This is a genomic window from Actinomadura gamaensis, assembly GCF_042652125.1.
GTDB classification, from domain to species: Bacteria; Actinomycetota; Actinomycetes; order Streptosporangiales; family Streptosporangiaceae; genus Spirillospora; species Spirillospora gamaensis.
In genome coordinates this window covers 772,712-789,657 of sequence record NZ_JBHSIT010000003.1, presented here as the reverse complement: position 1 = coordinate 789,657, position 16,946 = coordinate 772,712, and the positions used below count along the sequence as shown (strand labels likewise).

Here is a 16,946-nt window from a genome sequence, read left to right as displayed (position 1 = left end):
CGCCGTCCGTCCCGCCGCGTCGTTCTCGGTGCGAGCACGCGCCGGACGCCGTGTCCGGCGATGCTTGCCGGCCGGGCGGGACATCAGTCCCCGAACGGCTTGGCGGTGAGAGCGGCGACCAGCCACGGACCCAAACGGGTGGTCAGCGCGTGCGCCGCGTCCTCTGGGGCGTTGCAGTCGCCGAGGTGGGACCCGGTGCTGGTCCAGTACGACCAGCCCTTTGAGCCGCGCACGGCGGCGACGTGCTCGCCGATGTGCGGTGCGGCTTCGGAGAAGAGCCGCAGCAACGGGGGCGAGCAGTCGTGGCGACGCGCCGTCTCCCACCCGAGCCGGTTGAGATGCTGTTCAAGCTGGTTGAGGTGACGACGCGCGTGGAAGGCCGTCCAGGCGTCGCCGAGCCGGCGCGGGACACGGACGGTCAGCGGCGCATGCTCCGGGAGCGGGCGATGGACGGCCGTGAAGTAGGCGGGGCCCTCGTCGGACGGGTCGGCATCGAGCGCGGTCACGAGTGGTCACCCCGGGCCGCCGCGCGCTCCCGCTCGTCCAGCAGCGCGGCGCGCAGTGCCTCGGCGGTGTCACAGACGAGCGTAGGGTCGATTCCCGCGTTCGGGTCGTGCAGAGAGGCGACCCAACAGCCGAGGCCCCCGTCCCTGCGCGGTGAGCGCCAGATGCGGTGCCCGCCGAACTCTTCGCGCAGATCAGAGAGCTTGCGTTCGTCGATGGACACCGTGTTGTTCGTGCTCGCGGACGGCGTCGTCCGGGTCGATGTCGGCGGGGTGCTGCGGTCGTCGCCGCGCGGACGGTCGAAGGACATGGCGACTCCTCGTCGCAGGTCACGGATGTGGGAGCTTGCCGAGTCGGACGCACCGGGCGGTGACTCGGCGGGCTTGTGCAAGAGGTTCGTCCGGTCGCCGGGACGTCTCCATCGACAACTAGGGACGTCTAGGGACGTCTTCTGTTAGCGTCGGGCGTAAGCCCAGCTCCGGGAGGTCCGTTGAACGACCTGTTGCGCAGCGCCCTCGCCGATGCACGCCTCACCCATGACCAGGTGGCGCACCGCCTCGGCGTCGATCCCAAGACCGTCCGGCGCTGGATCGACGGCCGCGTTCCCTACCCCCGCCACCGCAGAAACCTGGCCGAACTACTCAAGCTTGACGAGGTGCTCATCTGGCCGAACCTCGCCGCGCGGAATCCAGCACCTGAGCCGCCGCCCGTGGTCATCCTCGGCGCTTACCCGCATCGCTGGGCCGTCCCTCGCGCCGTCTGGTTGCGCCACTTCGAAAGCGCCCGCCGAGAGATCGACATCCTCGCCTACGCCAGCCTCTTCCTCGCCGAGGACACCGGCATCGTCCGCGTCCTCGCCGAGCGCGCCCGCGCGGGCGTCCGCGTCCGCCTCCTCCTCGGCGACCCGGACGGGGCGCACATCCGCGAGCGCGGGAGCGACGAACGCGTAGGCGACTCTCTCTCAGCCAAGATCCGCAACGCCCTCGTCCTGTATGCGTCGCTCCGCGACTCCCCCAACGTCGAGATCCGGCTTCACGACACGGTGCTCTACAACTCGATCTACCGCGCCGATGACGATCTCCTCATCAACAACCATGCCTACGGTGTCGCAGCGTCCGACGCTCCCGTCCTGCACGTCCGCCACACCACGGACGGCGACCTTGCCGGTACCTACCTTGCGAGCCTCGCTCACGTCTGGAGCAGCGCCGAACCCGCCGTCTGAGGCACACAACGGGCCCCGTCGCGTTGCGGGTTGGCAGCTCGGTTCGGGCAGGCAGTCGCCGACCCGGCAACTCCGCTGAACGCCTCCGCCGAGAAGAATTCGCGGGAGCCAAATGAGGAGCCAACGCCTGTCGACTCCGCTCGACTCGCCGCGACGTCCTCCTGTCATCTCAGCAAGCAGGAGGCTCCCCGTCCGACTCGGATCGACGGTGGACCATGGCTCTTGAGTGCCTGGGGGTCAAGGGGTCGTGGGTTCAAATCCCGCCGTCCCGACCGGTGGCGAAACCCCTGCCGATCCAGGCGAAAGCCGAGGTCAGCAGGGGTTTTGTCATTTCCGCCGCGATGCGCCGTTCAAGGCCTGACGAGCCGCAGCCGGGGACCAGTCGGGGGCCGTCGATCATTGAGATGCCGACTCAACGCCTCCCCCGCTGCCGCAATGGCGCGCAGATAGTCAGCGCTCCACGCGAGGACACGCAATGGGTGGCGGACCGCGCCTTCGATGACGTCGGTGGCGATCGTTGAGGGTGGCGATGCCGGATGTAGATAACGCTTCGTCGTGGTGAGCGAGCCGTGTCCCGCGTTCTTCCGGAGGACGTGCAGCGGAAGGCCTCGCCGTTGTGTCCGGACGGCAGTGCCAGAGCATGGTCGGCGGGCCAGTTCTCGGCGCCGGGGTCGTGCAGGTCTCGGGCCACGGTCCCAGACGCCGCCGGGTTGTGTGGCGGAGCCGTCCGTGGGGGGAGGGCGGGAATTCGCCGGCCTGCGTTCTGGGCGGGCAGGGTGGTGCGGTTCGCGGTCAGGTGGACAGGGCGGGGATGATCTTTTCGGCGAAGAGGGTCACTGTGCGGAGGGACTCCTCGTAGGGCGGGGCGCCGGAGATCACCTGGAGGCTCAGCGTGACGTCGCCGAACCAGGTGCGGATCTCGCGGAGGCGGTCCACGATCTCGTCCGGGCTGCCCACCAGGGACTTGTTCTCCTTGAGGGAGCGGTCGAAGTCGCTCTTCGCGACCCGCTCCACGATCTTCTCGTAGCCGCGGTAGGCCTCGCTGCGCGCGGTCGACCATGCGGAGACCGCCTCGACGAGGGTCGCGTTGGTGCGTTCGGAGTAGGCCTTGCCCTTCTCGTAGGCCTCGGAGGAGTTCTCCGCGACGTACGAGCCGTACGACAGGTGGATGGTCTCGGCGCCCTCGGGGTGGCCGGCGGCCGTCCACGCCTCCCGGTAGCCGGCGATGGTCTCCTGCAGCCGCTCGCGCGGCAGGATCGAGGGCACGAGCATCAGGCCGTAGCCGTTGCGGCCGGCCGCTTGTGCGGACTCCGGGCTGATGGCGGAGGTGACCAGGATCGGCGGGTGCGGACGCTGATAGGGCCTGGGCAGCAGGGTCACCGGGCCGAACCGGTCGAACCTTCCCTCCCAGACCAGGTCCTCCTCCGACCACAGGCGCCGGATGGCCTCCACGCGCTCGTCGAACAGCGCGCGGCTGTCGTCCAGTGCCACGCCGAACGCGTCGAACTCGTCGGGCAGGAAGGCCCGGCCGAAGCCCACCCGGAGCCGGCCCCGGGAGATGTTGTCCAGCATGGCCAGCTGGCCGGCCAGCTTGACCGGATGGGTGAACGCGGGGATGACGGCCCCCGTGACCAGGTCGGCCCGGCGGGTGCGGGCGGCCGCGGCGGCCAGGAACGTCACCGGGTCGGGGCTGTATCCGCCGTACCGGAAGAAGTAGTGCTGCACGGTCTTGATGTGGTCGAACCCGAGCCGGTCCACCTGCTCGGCCAGATCGAGACTCTCGGCGAAATGGTCCGCGGGGTGCTTGTCCTCCGGACCCACGGTCGGAAAGAAATTCACTCCGAACTTCATGCCGGAAACGCTCGGCCGCCCACCTGAAGACCCGGTCAAGCACCGCTCGACCGGCCGCGACGTCCAGAGCTCCTTCACCTGCCCTTCAGCCCTCGCGCCGACGCTCGGAACGAGCACCTTTGTGGAAGGGCGTGCAATGACGACCAGGCGTGTTGTGATCACTGGAATGGGCGTCGTGGCTCCCGGCGGAACGGGAACCAAGGAGTTCTGGGAGTTCGTCACCTCGGGCCGCACCGCGACGCGGTTGATCTCCTCGTTCGACGCCTCCGCGTTCCGGTCCCGGGTGGTGGCGGAGGCCGACTTCGATCCGGTCTCGCACGGGTTCGGCCCGCAGGAGATCCGCCGGATGGACCGGGCCGCGCTGTTCGCCGTGGCGTGCGCCCGCGAGGCCCTCGCCGACTCGGGACTGGACGCGGTCGAGCCCGACCGCACGGGCGTCACCATCGGGACGGCCGTCGGCTGCACGATGGGGCTGGAGCAGGAGTACCGGGTGGTCAGCGACGACGGCCGCCTCTGGCAGGTGGACCACACCTACGCGCCGAGGCATCTGTACGGGCATTTCACGCCGAGTTCGATCGCCGCGGAGGTGGCGCGGGCGGTCGGCGCGGAAGGCCCGGCGGCCGTGGTGTCGGCCGGGTGCACCTCCGGCCTGGACTCGGTGGGGCACGCGGTCGACCTCATCCGCGAGGGTTCCGCCGACGTGATGATCGCGGGAGCGACCGACGCCCCGATCTCGCCCATCACGCTGGCCTGCTTCGACGCGATCAAGGCGACCACCCCGCGCAACGATGACCCCGAGCACGCGTCCCGCCCGTTCGACCGCACCCGCAACGGCTTCGTGCTCGCCGAAGGCGCGGCGGTGTTCGTCCTGGAGGAGGCCGGACGGGCCCGCAGGCGGGGCGCGCAGGTGTACGCCGAGATCGCGGGGTTCGCCGCCCGGTGCAACGCCTTCCACATGACCGGGCTGCGTCCCGACGGCCGCGAGATGGCGGCGGCGATCACGGCCGCCCTGGACGAGGCCCGCATCGCCCCGGGCGACGTCGGCTACGTCAACGCGCACGGGTCGGGCACCAAGCAGAACGACCGGCACGAGACCGCCGCGATCAAGGCGAGCCTGGGCGGCCACGCCCACCGGACGCCGGTCAGCTCGATCAAGTCGATGATCGGCCATTCGCTGGGCGCCATCGGCTCCATCGAGATCGCCGCGTCCGCGCTCGCTCTCGACCGGGGCGTGCTCCCGCCCACCGCCAACCTGCGCGAGCCCGATCCCGAGTGCGACCTCGACTACATCCCGCTGACGGCGCGGGAGAAGAAGACCGACGTCGTGGTCACGATCGGGAGCGGCTTCGGAGGGTTCCAGAGCGCCATGGTCCTGACCGCCCCCGGCCGGCGGGCCGCATGAGGGCGGTCGTCACCGGCCTCGGCGTGGCCGCGCCCAACGGCCTGGGAGCCGGGGCGTACTGGGCGGCGACCCTGGCCGGCCGGTCCGGGATCAGGCGGCTGACCAGGTTCGACGCCACGCCCTATCCGTCCACCCTCGCCGGGGAGGTGGACGGCTTCGACGCGGCCGAGCACCTGCCGAGCCGCCTGCTCCCGCAGACCGACTCGATGACCCGGCTCGCGCTGGTGGCCGCCCAGGAGGCCCTTTCGGACGCCGGGGCGGACCCGGCCGAGCTGGACGAGTTCGGCATGGGCGTGGTGACCGCCAACGCCTTCGGGGGGTTCGAGTTCGGCCACCGCGAGCTGGAGAAGCTCTGGAGCCGGGGACCCCAGCACGTCAGCGCGTACCAGTCGTTCGCGTGGTTCTACGCGGTCAACACCGGCCAGATCTCGATCCGGCACGGAATGCGGGGGCCGAGCGGCGTGCTGGTCGCCGAGCAGGCCGGCGGACTGGACGCGCTCGGCCACGCGCGCCGGACCGTCCGCAAGGGGATCGGGCTGGTGGTGACCGGCGGCGTGGACGGCGCGCTGTCGCCCTGGGGCTGGGCCGCCCACCTGGCGAGCGGGGAGCTCAGCGAGGACGGCGACCCCGCGACCGCGTACGTTCCCTTCGACGCTCGGGCACGCGGTCATGTGCCCGGCGAGGGCGGGGCGATCCTCACCGTCGAGGAACGCGAGCACGCCCGGCGGCGAGGCGCGCCCCGCGCCTACGGAGAGATCACCGGCTACGCCTCCACGTTCGGGGACGGCGGCCTGCGGCGCGCGATCGAGCTCGCCCTCGCCGACGCCGGGATCCCCGCGTCCGGCATCGACGTCGTGTTCGCCGACGGCGCCGCCGACCGCGAACGCGACCGCCGCGAGGCCGAGGCGCTGGTCGCGGTCTTCGGGCCGTACGGCGTGCCGGTCACCGTCCCCAAGACCCTCGTCGGCCGGCTCGCCTCGGGCGCCGGCCCGCTGGACGCCGTCGCGGCGCTGCTGGCCTTCCGCGACGGCGTCATCCCCGCCACCCCCGGCGTCCGGGCCGACCCCGGACTCGAGGTGGACCTCGTCGGCACGCCCCGGCCCGCCCGCCTGCGCCGCGCCCTGGTGATCGCGCGCGGCCACGGCGGCTTCAACTCCGCACTCATTCTGGAGGGAACGTGACAACCCTGGACCTGGAAGGGCTCCTGGACATCCTGCGGCGCTCCGCCGGGGACTCCGAGGCCCTCACCGGCGCGGACGTCCTCGACGTGCCGTTCGAAGAACTCGGCTACGACTCGCTGGCGCTGCTGGAGACGGCCGGTGCGATCGAGCGCGACCTCGGCATCTCGCTGGCCGACGACGAGGTCGCCGACGCCGCCACGCCGCGCCTGTTCCTGGAGCTCGTGGAGCGGTCGTCGTGACGGCCCCCGCCATCGTCGCGACGGCCGGAGGTGCGGCGCGATGCCGGTTCCGCAGCAGCGTGATCCCGGGCTGACCCGGGCGCGGCTGGCCGCCTGGTTCGCCGTGCGGCGGCCGGGGGCCGAGGTCGGCGAGGTCACCATCCCGGCCAACGGCTATTCCAACGAGACCCTCGAGTTCGAGCTGCGCACGGCGGACGGGGTCGAGCCGATGGTCGTGCGGGTGGCGGCGGGCGGCCATCGCGTCCTGCCCGACCACCGCCTCGCCGACCAGGCGCGGGTGATGGAGGTGCTGCGGTCGGTGGGCGTGCCGGTCCCGAAGGTCCACGGCTTCGAACCGGGCTCGGCGGTGCTGGGCGCGCCCTTCGTGGTGATGGAACGGGTCGCGGGCAGGGTGCCGCCCGACTTCCCCTCCTATCACCGGGCCGGGTGGGTGGCCGAGCTGCCGCCCGAGGGCCGGGCGCGGCTGTGGCGTTCGGGGCTGGACACGCTCCACCGGATCCACCGGACCGACCCTCGCCTCACGCCCTTCGCCGGACGGCATCCGGCCGGCTCCCCCGATCTGGCGGTCCGGCTCGACTACTGGACGCGGCGGCTGCCGCATTTCGGGGTCGAATCCGAGGTGGTGACCGACTCCCTCCGCTGGCTGCGCGAACACCGTCCGCGCGCGAACCGTCCGCCCGTCCTGCAGTGAGGCGACGCGCGCATCGGGAACCTCGTCTACGCGGGCACGCGTCCCGTCGCCGTCCTCGACTGGGAGATGCTCGGCGTCGGAGCACCCGAAGCCGACCTGGCCTGGTTCCTCTACATCGACCGGTTCCTCAGCGAGGGCATCGGCGCGGCCCGGCTGCCCGGCCTTCCCACGCGGGCCGAGACGATCGCCCATTACGAGCGGCTCGCCGGGCACGCGGTGACGGACCTGAAGTACTACGAGGTCTTCGCGGGCGTGCTGTTCGCGCTCATTACGGCCCGGGTGACCCGGCTGTCGGTCGCGCAGGGGCTCGTCCCGGAGGGCTTCCCGTTGCACGCGAACGCTCTAGCGGCTCTTCAGCGAACCCTGACCGACCGAACCGAACCTGATCAACGACACGGGAAGAGGTGACCATGCGGATCGTCCGCTATCGCGAGTACGGGGACCCCGGCGTCCTGCGGGTGGAGGAGGACGAGCGCCCCACGCCCGGGCCCGGGCAGGTCGCGATCGCCGTCGAGGCGGTCGGTGCCCAGTTCGCCACGACCCAGCAGCGCCGCGGGATCTATCCCGGCGGCGCGAACCCGCTTCCCGGCGCGCCCGGCGGTGACGTGGTCGGCACCGTCACGTCGGTCGGCGCAGGGGTGACGGAGTTCTCGGCCGGTGACCGGGTCGCGGCCCTGGTGCTCCAGGGCGCTTACGCCGATCACACCGTCGCCGACCTGCACTGGGTCTCGCCCGTCCCGGACGGGATCGACGCCGCGGCGGCGACGGCGCTCGCCTCCCCGGCGCCGGTCGCGCTCGGCGTGCTCAGGACCGGCCGGCTGGCGGAAGGTGAGACCGTGCTGGTGCACGCGGCGGCCGGGGCGATCGGGCACCTGGCGGTCCAGCTGGCGGTGGCGCTCGGCGCGGGCCGGGTCGTCGCCACCGCGGGTTCGGCGGCCAAGCGCGCGTTCGCCCGGGAGCAGGGCGCGGACGTGGTCGTCGACTACACCGCCGAGGACTGGGACGACCGGGTTCGCGACGCCGTGGGCGAGGTCGACCTCGTCCTCGACAGCGTCGGCGCCGAGGTCACCCGGCGCAGCATCGGCCTGCTCGCGCCGTTCGGGAGACTGGTGTTCTACGGCTCGGCGGCCGGAGGACGGGAGGTCCCGCAGATCCCGCTCCTCGACCTGATCGGCCTCCGCCACGTCAGCGGTTTCGCGCTGCGGGTGCTGCGCGAGCGGCGGCCGGAGCTGATCGGCGCCGGGGAGCTCGCCGGGCATCTGCGCGCGGGACGGCTGCGCCCGGTCGTGCACGCCGAGCTGCCGCTCGAGGACGCGGTCAAGGCGCACGAGCTGATCGAGGCGCGGGCGAACACCGGCAAGATCGTGCTGGTGCCGTGACCGGCGGCGAGTACCGGGCGGAGACCTCCGCCGCACGGGGCGCCGGCGGCGAGTACCGGGCGGAGACCTCCGCCGCACGGGGCGCGCGCGATCAGGCCCTCCGGTATGCCGTGCGCGATGCGGGCGTGCGCCCGGTCGAGGAGTTCCTCATCGCGACCCGCAACCGCCGCGCCGACTCGGACCTGCAGCGGTCCATCCTCGCCTACACCTCCCCCGGCGCGCTCGCCGAGGTGGGCAGGCTCGGCCTGGACTCCGAGCCCGTCCGGACGAAGCTGGCGCCCGGCACCCTTCCGGGAGGCCTGGCCGAGGTCCTCTCCCGGCGACGCAGCCGGCGCGCCTTCACCGGAGCCGCGTTGACCGGCGAGCACCTCGCCACCGTGCTGTCGCGGGCCACAGGTGTCACCGGCGGCGCCGATCCGGGCCCGCTGCCGGCCCGGGCCGCACCGAGCGCCGGGGCTCTGTACCCGGTCGACACGTGGGTCGCCGCCTTCAACGTCACGGGGGTGGACCGCGGCGTCCACCGCTATCTCGCCCGCGACGACGAGCTCGCGCACTGGTCGGACGACGCGGACGCGCTCCTGGAGGCCTGCGTCTGGGGAGCCCACGGGATCGACCTGGCGAAGGTCCCCGCCCTGCTGCTGTTCGTCGCCACCCCCTGGCGCTCCGTCCGCAAGTACGGCCCGCGCGGGCTCCGCCTGGCCCTGCACGAGACCGGCTCGCTCGCCCAGAACGTTCACCTGGCCGCGACCGCGCTCGGTCTCGGCAGCATCGACTTCACCGGCTTCTACGACGACGAGGCGCACGAGGCACTGGGGATCGACGGCACGGACGTCACCCTGCTGCACATGGTCGCCCTCGGCCCGGCCTCCTGACCCCCGGAGCTCACCTTGGCAGATGGCAACGCACGGCTTCGCCCCGGCTACACGGTCGTCGCGCACGGCCCCGACAGCGTGGAACTGCGCACCGGCCTGTGGCGGGCCACCACGCTCACCCTCGTCGACGACGACCGCACCGGCGCCCTGTTCCGGCTGGTCAAGGGCCTGGACGGGACGGTCTCACCGGACGGGCTGGCACGTCGGGAGGGCGTCCCGCCGGACGTCGTGGCGGCGCTGGTCCGCGACCTGGCGGCAGCGGGCGCGATCGAGGAGCACCCGTCCAGCGCGCTCGACCTCTACCTGGAGGAGGTCGCGCTCACGACCGACTTCCGCCACGAGCCGCGGGTCCGGCCCGTCCTGCTGCTCGGCGACCCCGCCCTGACCGAGCCGATCGGCGCCGCCGTCGAGGAGGCCCTCGCCGGCCGCTCGGCCGGGGTGCACCGGGCCGACGACGCCACCTGGAAGGCGATCACCGGCGCGACGCCGAGCGCCTTCCACGACAGCGTCAACCTCGCCGAGCTCACCGGCTCCCTCGAACGGTGGCGCGGCTCGTTCGCGATCTTCGCCGAGACCGCCCCGAACCCGCTGCGCTACCAGGCGTGGAACCGCGTCGCCCTGGAGCTGGACATCCCGTGGCTGCACGCCACCGTGGACGGCCCGTTCGCGTTCGTCGGCCCGACCGTCCTGCCGGGGCGCTCGGCCTGCTACGAGTGCCTCGAGCGCCGCCTGCTGGACGGGCTCCGCGAACGCGCCGGATACCTCAAGTACAAGGACGCCCTGGCCGAGGGCGCCGTCTCCGGCGTCCCGGCGCCCGTGCTGGCCCCCGTCCGCACCCTGCTCGCCGGCCACGCCGCGCTCCATGCGGTCGATCTGCTGCTGACCGGCACGTCCTTCACCCTCGACAAGGTGCTGTCGGTGCACGCCCCGACCTCGGAGATCGCCTACCACGACGTGCTGCGCCACCCCGGCTGCCCGGGATGCGCGCCGCAGCCGGGGCGCGACGGCGCGGCCCTGTACACCGACCCGCGGGCGGAGGGCTGAGATGGCCGGCATCAAGGTCCACTTCGACCGGGAGGAACTGGTCGACAGGCTCCAGCAGCGCCTCTACAGCCAGCTGTTCGGGCTGGTCAGGGACATCGGCTCCTATCCCGCCCCGCCGCGGGGCCCGCGCTTCTTCGTGGACCACGTCGCGGTGGCGGGCGACCCGGGGGGGCCGCCGCCGGCGACCGGGGCGGGCGCGTTGCGCTCCGAGAGCCGCGTCAGAGCGCTCGGCGCGGCCGTCGAACGCCACGCCGACGCGGTGGCGGACAGAGCGGACCGGTACGCGGACGACGGCACCGGCCTCGTCCGCGCGGACGACCTGCTCGGGAACGCGGACGACCCGCTCGCGGACGCGGGGGACCTGCTCGCGGGAGCGGACCACCTGCTCGGGAACGCGGACGACCTGCTCGCGGAGGATCTGCTCGGGGACGCCTCACAGTGGGTTCCCGCGGGGACCCTTCTCGCCCGCTACACGCCCGCCCCCGGCGAGCCGCAGGCACCGCCTCCCCGCGCCGCCGCGACCGCGTCGCACATCGTCCGGGACAAGGCGGTGCTGGCGGCGCTGCGCAGGGTCGTCGCACGCGACGCCGCGCAGGGCCCGCACCGCCGCATCGTCCACGGGGACCGTACGCGCCCCCTCGACCGCATCCTCGCGCGGCGGCTCGGCCGAGGGACCCGCGCGGCGTTCCACCTCGCCGATTCGCCGGGTTTCACCGTCACCTGCGTGCTCACGCTACCCGGTGGCGGCCAGATCACGGGGATCACCAACCACGCCGTGCTGGTCCGCGCGATGCACGAGGCCCTGCTGGAGGCCGTACGGGCCGGCCAGGACGCGTACTGGCGCACCGGATACGTGCGCGTCGAGCTCGACATCGCCGGAACGGTCGAGGCCGACGGTCTCGGACCCGACGAGCTGACGGCGGCGCGGGACGGCATCGCGTCGATCGTGACCGCCTGGCGCGGGAGCGGCAGGCGGGTGCTGCACCGCGACCTCACCACGCCCGACGTTCTGGCGGCGGGCTTCCACGTCGCCCGCGTCGGGTTGCTCCGTTCCTGACCCGGTCGCCGCCCCGGTCGCCGCTCGCCATGCCCTCGTGGTCCGGGCCGTCCCGGACCACGAGGGCATGGCGGCGGTCCTACTCTGCGACGGCCTCGACCTCGGCCTTGGTCTCGACCTCGGCCCGGCGGTGCTCCCTGACGGGACCGTGGGCGGCGTACAGCAGCAGTCCCGCGGGCACCGCCATCAGCCACGACGGGTTGAAACCCAGCGGCGGCAGGCTGACCAGGACGAACGCCGTCACGGACCAGGCCACGAAGGACGGGATGCGCCGTTCGCGCCGTGCGGTGTGAACGATCCACCACCCCACGATGATCTGCGGGAGGGCGAACCCGCCCGGGCCCGCCCAGTAGATGACCTGCGAACCGGGGCCCTTCTCGTCGGGCTTGCCCGGGACCGAGGCCCACCACCCGTCTCCGAGCAGATCCCCCAGGACGTGTCCGGAACGCAGCAGGAGCACCGCGAGGTGCAGCACCGCCAGCGCGATCACCAGCCAGCCGGCGACGGCCGCCGGCCCGTGTCGTGACGCCCGTGGCGCCTCGTGCGACATCGATCAACTCCTCACCGAGCCCCTGGCGGGAACCCTCGGCCGCACTGTCGCGCCGTCCGCTGAAGCTTCGATGCACATCCGCTCGGCCCGAGCGATCGTTCACCTCCCCTTCAGCCGTCCTGGCCAGGATCAACGCCGTATCGCGTGGGCGACGCCGTATCGCGTGGGCAACGCGGTGCATCGCACGGGCAACCCCACACCGCAGGCACGAGGAGGGCACATGAATGGGGGGACGGGCACAGGCGCGGGCTCGGGCTCGGGCGCGGGCTCGGGCGCGGGTACGGGCGCGGGTACGGGCGCGGGGTCGAGACTGAGATCGCTGACCGGGACGCGGTTCATCGCCGCCGCGCTGGTATTCGTTTTCCACGTCACGCACGACGACCGATTCATCACGGGCGAGACGGGTGACGCGCTGAAGACCGTCTTCGGCCGCAGCGGGAACGTCGGGGTGGCGTTCTTCTTCATTCTCAGCGGGTTCGTGCTGACCTGGTCGGCGCGGGCCGGTGACACCCCGCTCCGGTTCTGGCGCCGTCGCCTGGTGAAGATCTTCCCGAACCACGTGGCCACCTACCTGGTGGCGGGGGCGGCGCTGCTGGCCACCGGGAAGGCCTTGACCGCCGCCGTCCCCAACCTCTTCCTCGTCCAGACGTGGTGGCCCGACCTGACGGCCGCCGTCTCGATGAACGACGTGAGCTGGTCGCTCAGCTGCGAGTTGCTGTTCTACCTGCTCTTCCCGCTGCTGCTGCGCTGGGTGTCGCGGATCCCCGAGCGTCTGCTGTGGGCGTCCGCCGGGGTGGTGTTCGCCTGGATGACGGCCGTCCCCGCGGTGGCCATGCTGTTCTTCCCCGACAGCCCGAAGGTCCCGTACGGACCGCTCAGCTCGGTCACCGAGCTCCAGATGTGGTTCGTCTACTTCTTCCCGCCGGTCCGTGCCCTGGACTTCGTCCTGGGAATGCTGCTGGCCCGCCTGGTCCTGACCGGCCGCTGGATCGGCCCGGGCGTGCTGCCCGCCGCGGCGATCACGGTCGCCGCGTACGCCTGCACGCTCAAGGCACCGCTGCTCATCGGGGTGTCCGGCGCCGGATCGGCTCCGGCCGGGCTGCTGATCGCGGCGCTGGCGGCCGCGGACCGCGACGGCAGGCGGACGCCGTTCGCGGGGCGCACGTGGGTGTGGCTGGGCGAGATCTCGTTCGCCTTCTACATGGTCCACCGGCTCGTGATCACCTACGGTCACCGGCTGCTCGGCGAGCGGGAGACCTGGGCGCCGCTGCCCGGGCTCGGGGTCGTCCTGGCCCTCGCGGCCGCCGCACTGCTCGCGGCCTGGCTGCTGTACGCGGCGGTGGAACGCCCGGCGATGCGCCACCTGGCGGTGTCCCGGCGTCCGGCACCCGCCCCGGCGCCCATCCCGGAGCCTGCGGCACCCGCCCCGGCGCCCACCCCGGAGCCTGCGGCACCCGCCTCGGAGCCTCTGGGCCCCGAGGCGGGTCCGGCCCAGGTCGTCCGGGCCGAGCCGCAGGGTCAGCAGCCGTGAGTCTCCCGCAGGCGGAGCAGCGGTCCTCCGGTCAGCGCCGCGAGGGTGGCGCGCAGCCGCTCCCCCTCCTCGGCGCCGAGCTCGTTCAGCAGGCTCTCCTCGATCGAGCGGAGTTCGGCGGCGGCCGACGCCAGCACCTTCCTGCCCTCGGGGGTGGCGGTGATGATGCGGGCACGGCGGTCGCCGGGGTCCGGCAGCCGCACCACGAGCCCGGCCGACTCCAGCTCGTCGAGCACGACCACGACCTTGGACTTGTCCAGCCCCAGGGCGCGGCCGAGGGCGAGCTGGGTCCTGGCCGGGGTGTCGGCCACCTCGGTGAGCACGTCGTAGCCCCACAGGCTCAACCCGTGCCGGCGCAGGGCCTCCAGCTCCACCGTGCCGAGCCCGCGGAACAGGCGCATCGCCAGCCAGTGCAGGTCGGTGCGCCGCTGACTGGCCGGCGCCTCGGCTTCCACCGGTCCACTGGTCGTCATGCTTTCGACGATACCGTCACGACACGATCCGCTCGTCCTGCGCCGCGGCCGGTGCCGCGCCGCCGGAGGCCGGGCCCGCCGGGACGGTGGCCGCGAGGTCGATGGACAGCAGACCCAGCTCGACCCGGGGTGTGGTGTGCAGCACCGGATCGCGCGTGACGATCGCGTAGTGGAGCCTGCGCATGCGGGCGGACGGCTCGAGCCCGAGCTGCTCGCCCAGGGCCGTGCGCAGCCTCGCGTAGAGGGCGAGCGCGGCGGCGAACTCGCCGCAGCGGGCCAGCGCGACCATGAGCTGCGCATGCAGGTTCTCGTTGAGCGGGTAGCGGGCGACGAGTGCGCGCAGCTCGGGCAGCAGCGCTCGATGCCGGCCGAGGTGCAACTCGGTCTCGTTCCGCTGCTCCATCACGATCAGGTGCGACTCCTGCAACCGCACCTGGTGCAGACTGAGCTGCGGACCGGTCTCCACGTCCCCGAGCGCCGGGCCGCGCCACTCGGCCAGCGCCCCCTCGAACAACTCCGCGGCCGCCGGATAGTCGCCGCGGTCCAGGGCGTGCCGGGCCCGGCAGACTCCCCGCTCGAAGTTGCGGACGTCGAGCGTGCCCCCCGGTGCGGTGAAGGCATAGCCGCCGTCCCGCGTCGCGAGGATCTCGCGTGCGCCGTCCATGGAACCGACCTCGGACAGGCCCGCCAGGGACCTGCGCAGGTGCAGGACATAGGTCTGGAGGGTCGCCTTGGCGCTGACCGGGGCGAACCCGCCCCACAGCTCCTCGATGCACGACACGGTGGACACGGTCTGGCCGTTCTGCGCCAGCAGCAGGGCCAGCAGCGCCCGCTCCTTGGGGGCGGACGGCAGCCGCGAGCCGCCGCCGTCGCTCATCTCCAGCGGTCCGAGAATCCCGAATCGCATGTCTCTCCTCACGCCGCGGACGCGCGGATCCGCAGATCGAAGGCCTCGGCGAGCAGAGCGTAGGAACGCACCCGCTCTTCATGATCGTGAATCGAGCTGAGCACGGTCACCTCGTCCGCCCCGACCTCGGTGGCCAGCGCGGTGATCCGCTCGTGGACCAGCCCGGGCGTGCCGACCACGTACCGCTCCTCGGAGTCGGGGCCGGGGTCGAGGGCGCCCGCCTCACCGAGCTCGGCGACGGCCTGCTCGGGCGAGGGAAGCGGCCGGACCTCGCCGCGCGACATCCGCTGCCGGAACAGCCTCTGGCCCGCGTACAGCCACCGCGCCTCCGCGTCGGTCTCGCCGCAGTACACGCCGAGCCCGAGCACGATGCGCCCGTCCGGGTTGATCTGGCGGTAACGTGCGAGCGCCTCCTTGGTCTGGTCGGGCGCGAGGAAGTGCGCGTAGGCGTAGGGCAGGCCCAGCCGGGCCGCGGCCTCCGCGCTGCGCGCGCTGGAGCCGAGCAGCCACACCTCGGGCCCGCCGGGATCGTCCGGCATGACGTGGACCTCCGGATGCTCCCAGTGGTCGGGGCTGAGGAAGGCGCGGAGTTCGGCCAGCTTCTCGGCGAAGTCGAGCCGGGAGGCGTCCCTGCGCAGCGGCTCGAACTCCGGTGCCTCCGCGCGGATGGCGCGGCCCAGCCCCAGATCGATCCGGTCCGGGTACAGGGCGTGCAGGACGCGGAAGGTCTCGGCCACCTTGAGCGGGCTGTAGTACGGCAGCAGGACCCCTCCGGAGCCGACCCGGATGCGCGTGGTGGCCGCGGCGGCGGCCGCCACGACGATCTCCGGCGCCGGGCCCGCGTGGGACCGGGCCGCGTGGTGCTCGGCGGCCCAGTACCTGCGATAGCCCAGGCGGTCGGCGGCGCGCGCGAGATCGATGCTGTCCGTCAGCGCCCGGGCCGCGGAGGAGCCGTCGGGGATCGGGGACTGGTCGAGGATCGAGAGTTCCACGGGTTCTCCTCAGCGGGGCTTGTGCGCGATGACGAGCGTCGTCGCCGGTCCGAGTTCCTCGGCGGCGGCGGGGCCGAACCCGGCTTCGGCCAGCCAGGCCCGCGCGTCGTCGAGGCTGTAGCCCAGCCCCCCGGCGGACCAGACGAGCATGTTGAGGCTGGCGAGCAGGTTGGGCAGCCGCGGTTCGGCCGCCTCGACCAGGGCGTCGTAGATGAGGACGGCGCCGCCCGGCCGGAGCGCCTTGAAGGCCGAGCGCAGCAGCTGGACGCGCTTGTCCGGCGGCCAGTTGTGCAGCACGTGGCCGAACAGCAGCACGTCCGCCTCGGGCAGCGGATCGGCGAAGAAGTCCCCGGCGGTGAACTCCACCGGCGCGTGGCCGAGACCGGCGATGTGACGGTCGAAGGCCGGGCGCACCTCGGGCAGGTCGAACACACCGGCCCGCAGGTGCGGATGGGCCCGGACGAGCCTGGCCGCGAGGTTGCCTCGCGCGCCGCCCACGTCGACGACCGACGACCACTGCGACCAGTCCCGGGCCGCCAGGGCTTCGCCCAGCGGAGCGTTGAAGGTGTCCATCGCCGCCAGGAACTCGTCGCGGTCGGCCTCGTCCCGGTAGAGGCCGCCGTAGGGATCGGTGTTCGCCGGCCGCCCGGTGCGCAGGCTGTCGGCCAGCCCGTCCCAGGCCGGGTGCAGGACCCGGTCCAGGAAGCGCAGGAAGCCGCCGATGTACTCGGGGCGCCCGCGGACCAGGTAGCGGTCGGCGGCGGGAGCGTTGGCATAACCGCCCGGCCGCCGCTCCAGCAGTTCCAGGCCGACCAGCGCGTCAAGGAAATGGGACGCGCCGTAAGGGTGCAGGCCGGTGCGCTCGCGCAACGCGTCGGCGGAGAGCGGCCCGTCGCCGAGCGCGGTGAACACCTCCAGCTCGTTCGCCGCGATCAGCACCTTCGCCTGCCGGGCCCCTGACGCGATCTTGAGCACGGCCTGCGGGGGCGGTACGGGTGCGGTGGTCATCCTTCGGCTCCCTGGGTCATGGACGGTCGGGCCCGGTCACGCT

At 73.0% G+C, this 16,946-nt stretch carries 17 protein-coding genes and 1 pseudogene; 10 read left to right on the top strand and 8 right to left on the bottom strand.

Going from position 1 to position 16,946, the window contains the following annotated elements:
• Positions 1 to 83: 83 nt before the first annotated feature.
• Both ACFPCY_RS13820 and ACFPCY_RS13815 read right to left on the bottom strand, forming a co-directional pair.
• Positions 84 to 506, bottom strand: coding sequence for a hypothetical protein (locus ACFPCY_RS13820; RefSeq protein ID WP_378254983.1), 423 nt, complete (start codon positions 504 to 506; stop codon positions 84 to 86).
• Positions 503 to 814: a hypothetical protein gene (locus ACFPCY_RS13815; RefSeq protein WP_378254981.1), complete on the bottom strand. Its 312-nt coding sequence runs from the start codon at positions 812 to 814 to the stop codon at positions 503 to 505. The genes ACFPCY_RS13820 and ACFPCY_RS13815 overlap by 4 nt, the downstream gene beginning before the upstream one ends.
• A 180-nt stretch (positions 815 to 994) precedes the next feature.
• Between ACFPCY_RS13815 and ACFPCY_RS13810 the strand changes: the two genes are divergently transcribed.
• The gene (locus ACFPCY_RS13810; protein WP_378254979.1) at positions 995 to 1,726 is read left to right on the top strand and encodes an XRE family transcriptional regulator; all 732 of its coding nucleotides are present in this window, start codon (positions 995 to 997) and stop codon (positions 1,724 to 1,726) included.
• Between the two features lie 792 nt (positions 1,727 to 2,518).
• Here the strand turns inward: ACFPCY_RS13810 and ACFPCY_RS13805 are convergent.
• Positions 2,519 to 3,577: an LLM class flavin-dependent oxidoreductase gene (locus ACFPCY_RS13805; protein WP_378254977.1), complete on the bottom strand. Its 1,059-nt coding sequence runs from the start codon at positions 3,575 to 3,577 to the stop codon at positions 2,519 to 2,521.
• Positions 3,578 to 3,713: 136 nt separating this feature from the next.
• Between ACFPCY_RS13805 and ACFPCY_RS13800 the strand changes: the two genes are divergently transcribed.
• From ACFPCY_RS13800 to ACFPCY_RS13765, 8 genes and pseudogenes are all read left to right on the top strand, one after another.
• The gene (locus ACFPCY_RS13800; protein WP_378254975.1) at positions 3,714 to 4,979 is read left to right on the top strand and encodes a beta-ketoacyl-[acyl-carrier-protein] synthase family protein; all 1,266 of its coding nucleotides are present in this window, start codon (positions 3,714 to 3,716) and stop codon (positions 4,977 to 4,979) included.
• Positions 4,976 to 6,160, top strand: coding sequence for a ketosynthase chain-length factor (locus ACFPCY_RS13795; protein WP_378254973.1), 1,185 nt, complete (start codon positions 4,976 to 4,978; stop codon positions 6,158 to 6,160). The genes ACFPCY_RS13800 and ACFPCY_RS13795 overlap by 4 nt, the downstream gene beginning before the upstream one ends.
• Complete coding sequence (locus ACFPCY_RS13790) at positions 6,157 to 6,399, top strand: acyl carrier protein (RefSeq protein WP_378254971.1); 243 nt, start codon at positions 6,157 to 6,159, stop codon at positions 6,397 to 6,399. The genes ACFPCY_RS13795 and ACFPCY_RS13790 overlap by 4 nt, the downstream gene beginning before the upstream one ends.
• Before the next feature lie 40 nt (positions 6,400 to 6,439).
• Positions 6,440 to 7,498 (top strand): annotated as a pseudogene (locus tag ACFPCY_RS13785) (phosphotransferase family protein).
• Between the two features lie 2 nt (positions 7,499 to 7,500).
• Positions 7,501 to 8,469, top strand: a complete 969-nt coding sequence (locus ACFPCY_RS13780; RefSeq protein WP_378254969.1) for a quinone oxidoreductase family protein — start codon at positions 7,501 to 7,503, stop codon at positions 8,467 to 8,469.
• Positions 8,466 to 9,341 carry a SagB/ThcOx family dehydrogenase gene (locus ACFPCY_RS13775; RefSeq protein WP_378254967.1) on the top strand — a complete coding sequence of 292 codons (876 nt, stop codon included), beginning with the start codon at positions 8,466 to 8,468 and terminating at the stop codon, positions 9,339 to 9,341. The genes ACFPCY_RS13780 and ACFPCY_RS13775 overlap by 4 nt, the downstream gene beginning before the upstream one ends.
• 15 nt (positions 9,342 to 9,356) lie before the next feature.
• Positions 9,357 to 10,385, top strand: a complete 1,029-nt coding sequence (locus ACFPCY_RS13770) for a TOMM precursor leader peptide-binding protein (protein ID WP_378254965.1) — start codon at positions 9,357 to 9,359, stop codon at positions 10,383 to 10,385.
• A gap of 1 nt (position 10,386) precedes the next feature.
• Entirely contained in the window at positions 10,387 to 11,442 is a 1,056-nt protein-coding gene (locus ACFPCY_RS13765) for a YcaO-like family protein (protein ID WP_378254963.1), read from the top strand.
• A 79-nt stretch (positions 11,443 to 11,521) separates the two neighbouring features.
• Here the strand turns inward: ACFPCY_RS13765 and ACFPCY_RS13760 are convergent, their stop codons facing one another.
• Positions 11,522 to 11,992, bottom strand: a complete 471-nt coding sequence (locus ACFPCY_RS13760; protein WP_378254962.1) for a DUF6463 family protein — start codon at positions 11,990 to 11,992, stop codon at positions 11,522 to 11,524.
• Between the two features lie 220 nt (positions 11,993 to 12,212).
• Here ACFPCY_RS13760 and ACFPCY_RS13755 point away from each other — a divergent pair, with 220 nt between their 5' ends.
• A complete protein-coding gene (locus ACFPCY_RS13755) occupies positions 12,213 to 13,523 on the top strand; it encodes an acyltransferase family protein (RefSeq protein WP_378254960.1) in 1,311 nt (436 codons plus the stop codon).
• Here the strand turns inward: ACFPCY_RS13755 and ACFPCY_RS13750 are convergent.
• From ACFPCY_RS13750 to ACFPCY_RS13735, 4 genes are read right to left on the bottom strand one after another with little or no spacing between them, the layout of a single operon-like run.
• Positions 13,511 to 13,996, bottom strand: a complete 486-nt coding sequence (locus tag ACFPCY_RS13750) for a MarR family winged helix-turn-helix transcriptional regulator (protein WP_378254958.1) — start codon at positions 13,994 to 13,996, stop codon at positions 13,511 to 13,513. The two genes, ACFPCY_RS13755 and ACFPCY_RS13750, sit on opposite strands and share 13 nt — an antisense overlap.
• 16 nt (positions 13,997 to 14,012) lie before the next feature.
• Positions 14,013 to 14,903 (bottom strand): AfsR/SARP family transcriptional regulator, encoded by an 891-nt coding sequence (locus ACFPCY_RS13745; RefSeq protein ID WP_378254956.1) that lies wholly within the window; start codon positions 14,901 to 14,903, stop codon positions 14,013 to 14,015.
• 8 nt (positions 14,904 to 14,911) lie between these two features.
• Positions 14,912 to 15,895, bottom strand: coding sequence for an MsnO8 family LLM class oxidoreductase (locus ACFPCY_RS13740; protein WP_378254954.1), 984 nt, complete (start codon positions 15,893 to 15,895; stop codon positions 14,912 to 14,914).
• 9 nt (positions 15,896 to 15,904) lie between these two features.
• A complete protein-coding gene (locus ACFPCY_RS13735; RefSeq protein WP_378254953.1) occupies positions 15,905 to 16,903 on the bottom strand; it encodes a methyltransferase in 999 nt (332 codons plus the stop codon).
• Between the last annotated feature and the right edge of the window lie 43 nt (positions 16,904 to 16,946).

What these genes read in the sequence shown, in the direction of transcription:
- ACFPCY_RS13800 (WP_378254975.1), top strand. Translation starts at nt 3,714, where the DNA reads ATGACGACCAGGCGTGTTGTGATCACTGGAATGGGCGTCGTGGCTCCC.
- ACFPCY_RS13760 (WP_378254962.1), bottom strand. Translation starts at nt 11,992, where the DNA reads ATGTCGCACGAGGCGCCACGGGCGTCACGACACGGGCCGGCGGCCGTC.
- ACFPCY_RS13765 (WP_378254963.1), top strand. Translation starts at nt 10,387, where the DNA reads ATGGCCGGCATCAAGGTCCACTTCGACCGGGAGGAACTGGTCGACAGG.
- ACFPCY_RS13750 (WP_378254958.1), bottom strand. Translation starts at nt 13,996, where the DNA reads ATGACGACCAGTGGACCGGTGGAAGCCGAGGCGCCGGCCAGTCAGCGG.
- ACFPCY_RS13815 (WP_378254981.1), bottom strand. Translation starts at nt 814, where the DNA reads ATGTCCTTCGACCGTCCGCGCGGCGACGACCGCAGCACCCCGCCGACA.
- ACFPCY_RS13805 (WP_378254977.1), bottom strand. Translation starts at nt 3,577, where the DNA reads ATGAAGTTCGGAGTGAATTTCTTTCCGACCGTGGGTCCGGAGGACAAG.
- ACFPCY_RS13780 (WP_378254969.1), top strand. Translation starts at nt 7,501, where the DNA reads ATGCGGATCGTCCGCTATCGCGAGTACGGGGACCCCGGCGTCCTGCGG.
- ACFPCY_RS13795 (WP_378254973.1), top strand. Translation starts at nt 4,976, where the DNA reads ATGAGGGCGGTCGTCACCGGCCTCGGCGTGGCCGCGCCCAACGGCCTG.
- ACFPCY_RS13745 (WP_378254956.1), bottom strand. Translation starts at nt 14,903, where the DNA reads ATGCGATTCGGGATTCTCGGACCGCTGGAGATGAGCGACGGCGGCGGC.
- ACFPCY_RS13735 (WP_378254953.1), bottom strand. Translation starts at nt 16,903, where the DNA reads ATGACCACCGCACCCGTACCGCCCCCGCAGGCCGTGCTCAAGATCGCG.
- ACFPCY_RS13755 (WP_378254960.1), top strand. Translation starts at nt 12,213, where the DNA reads ATGAATGGGGGGACGGGCACAGGCGCGGGCTCGGGCTCGGGCGCGGGC.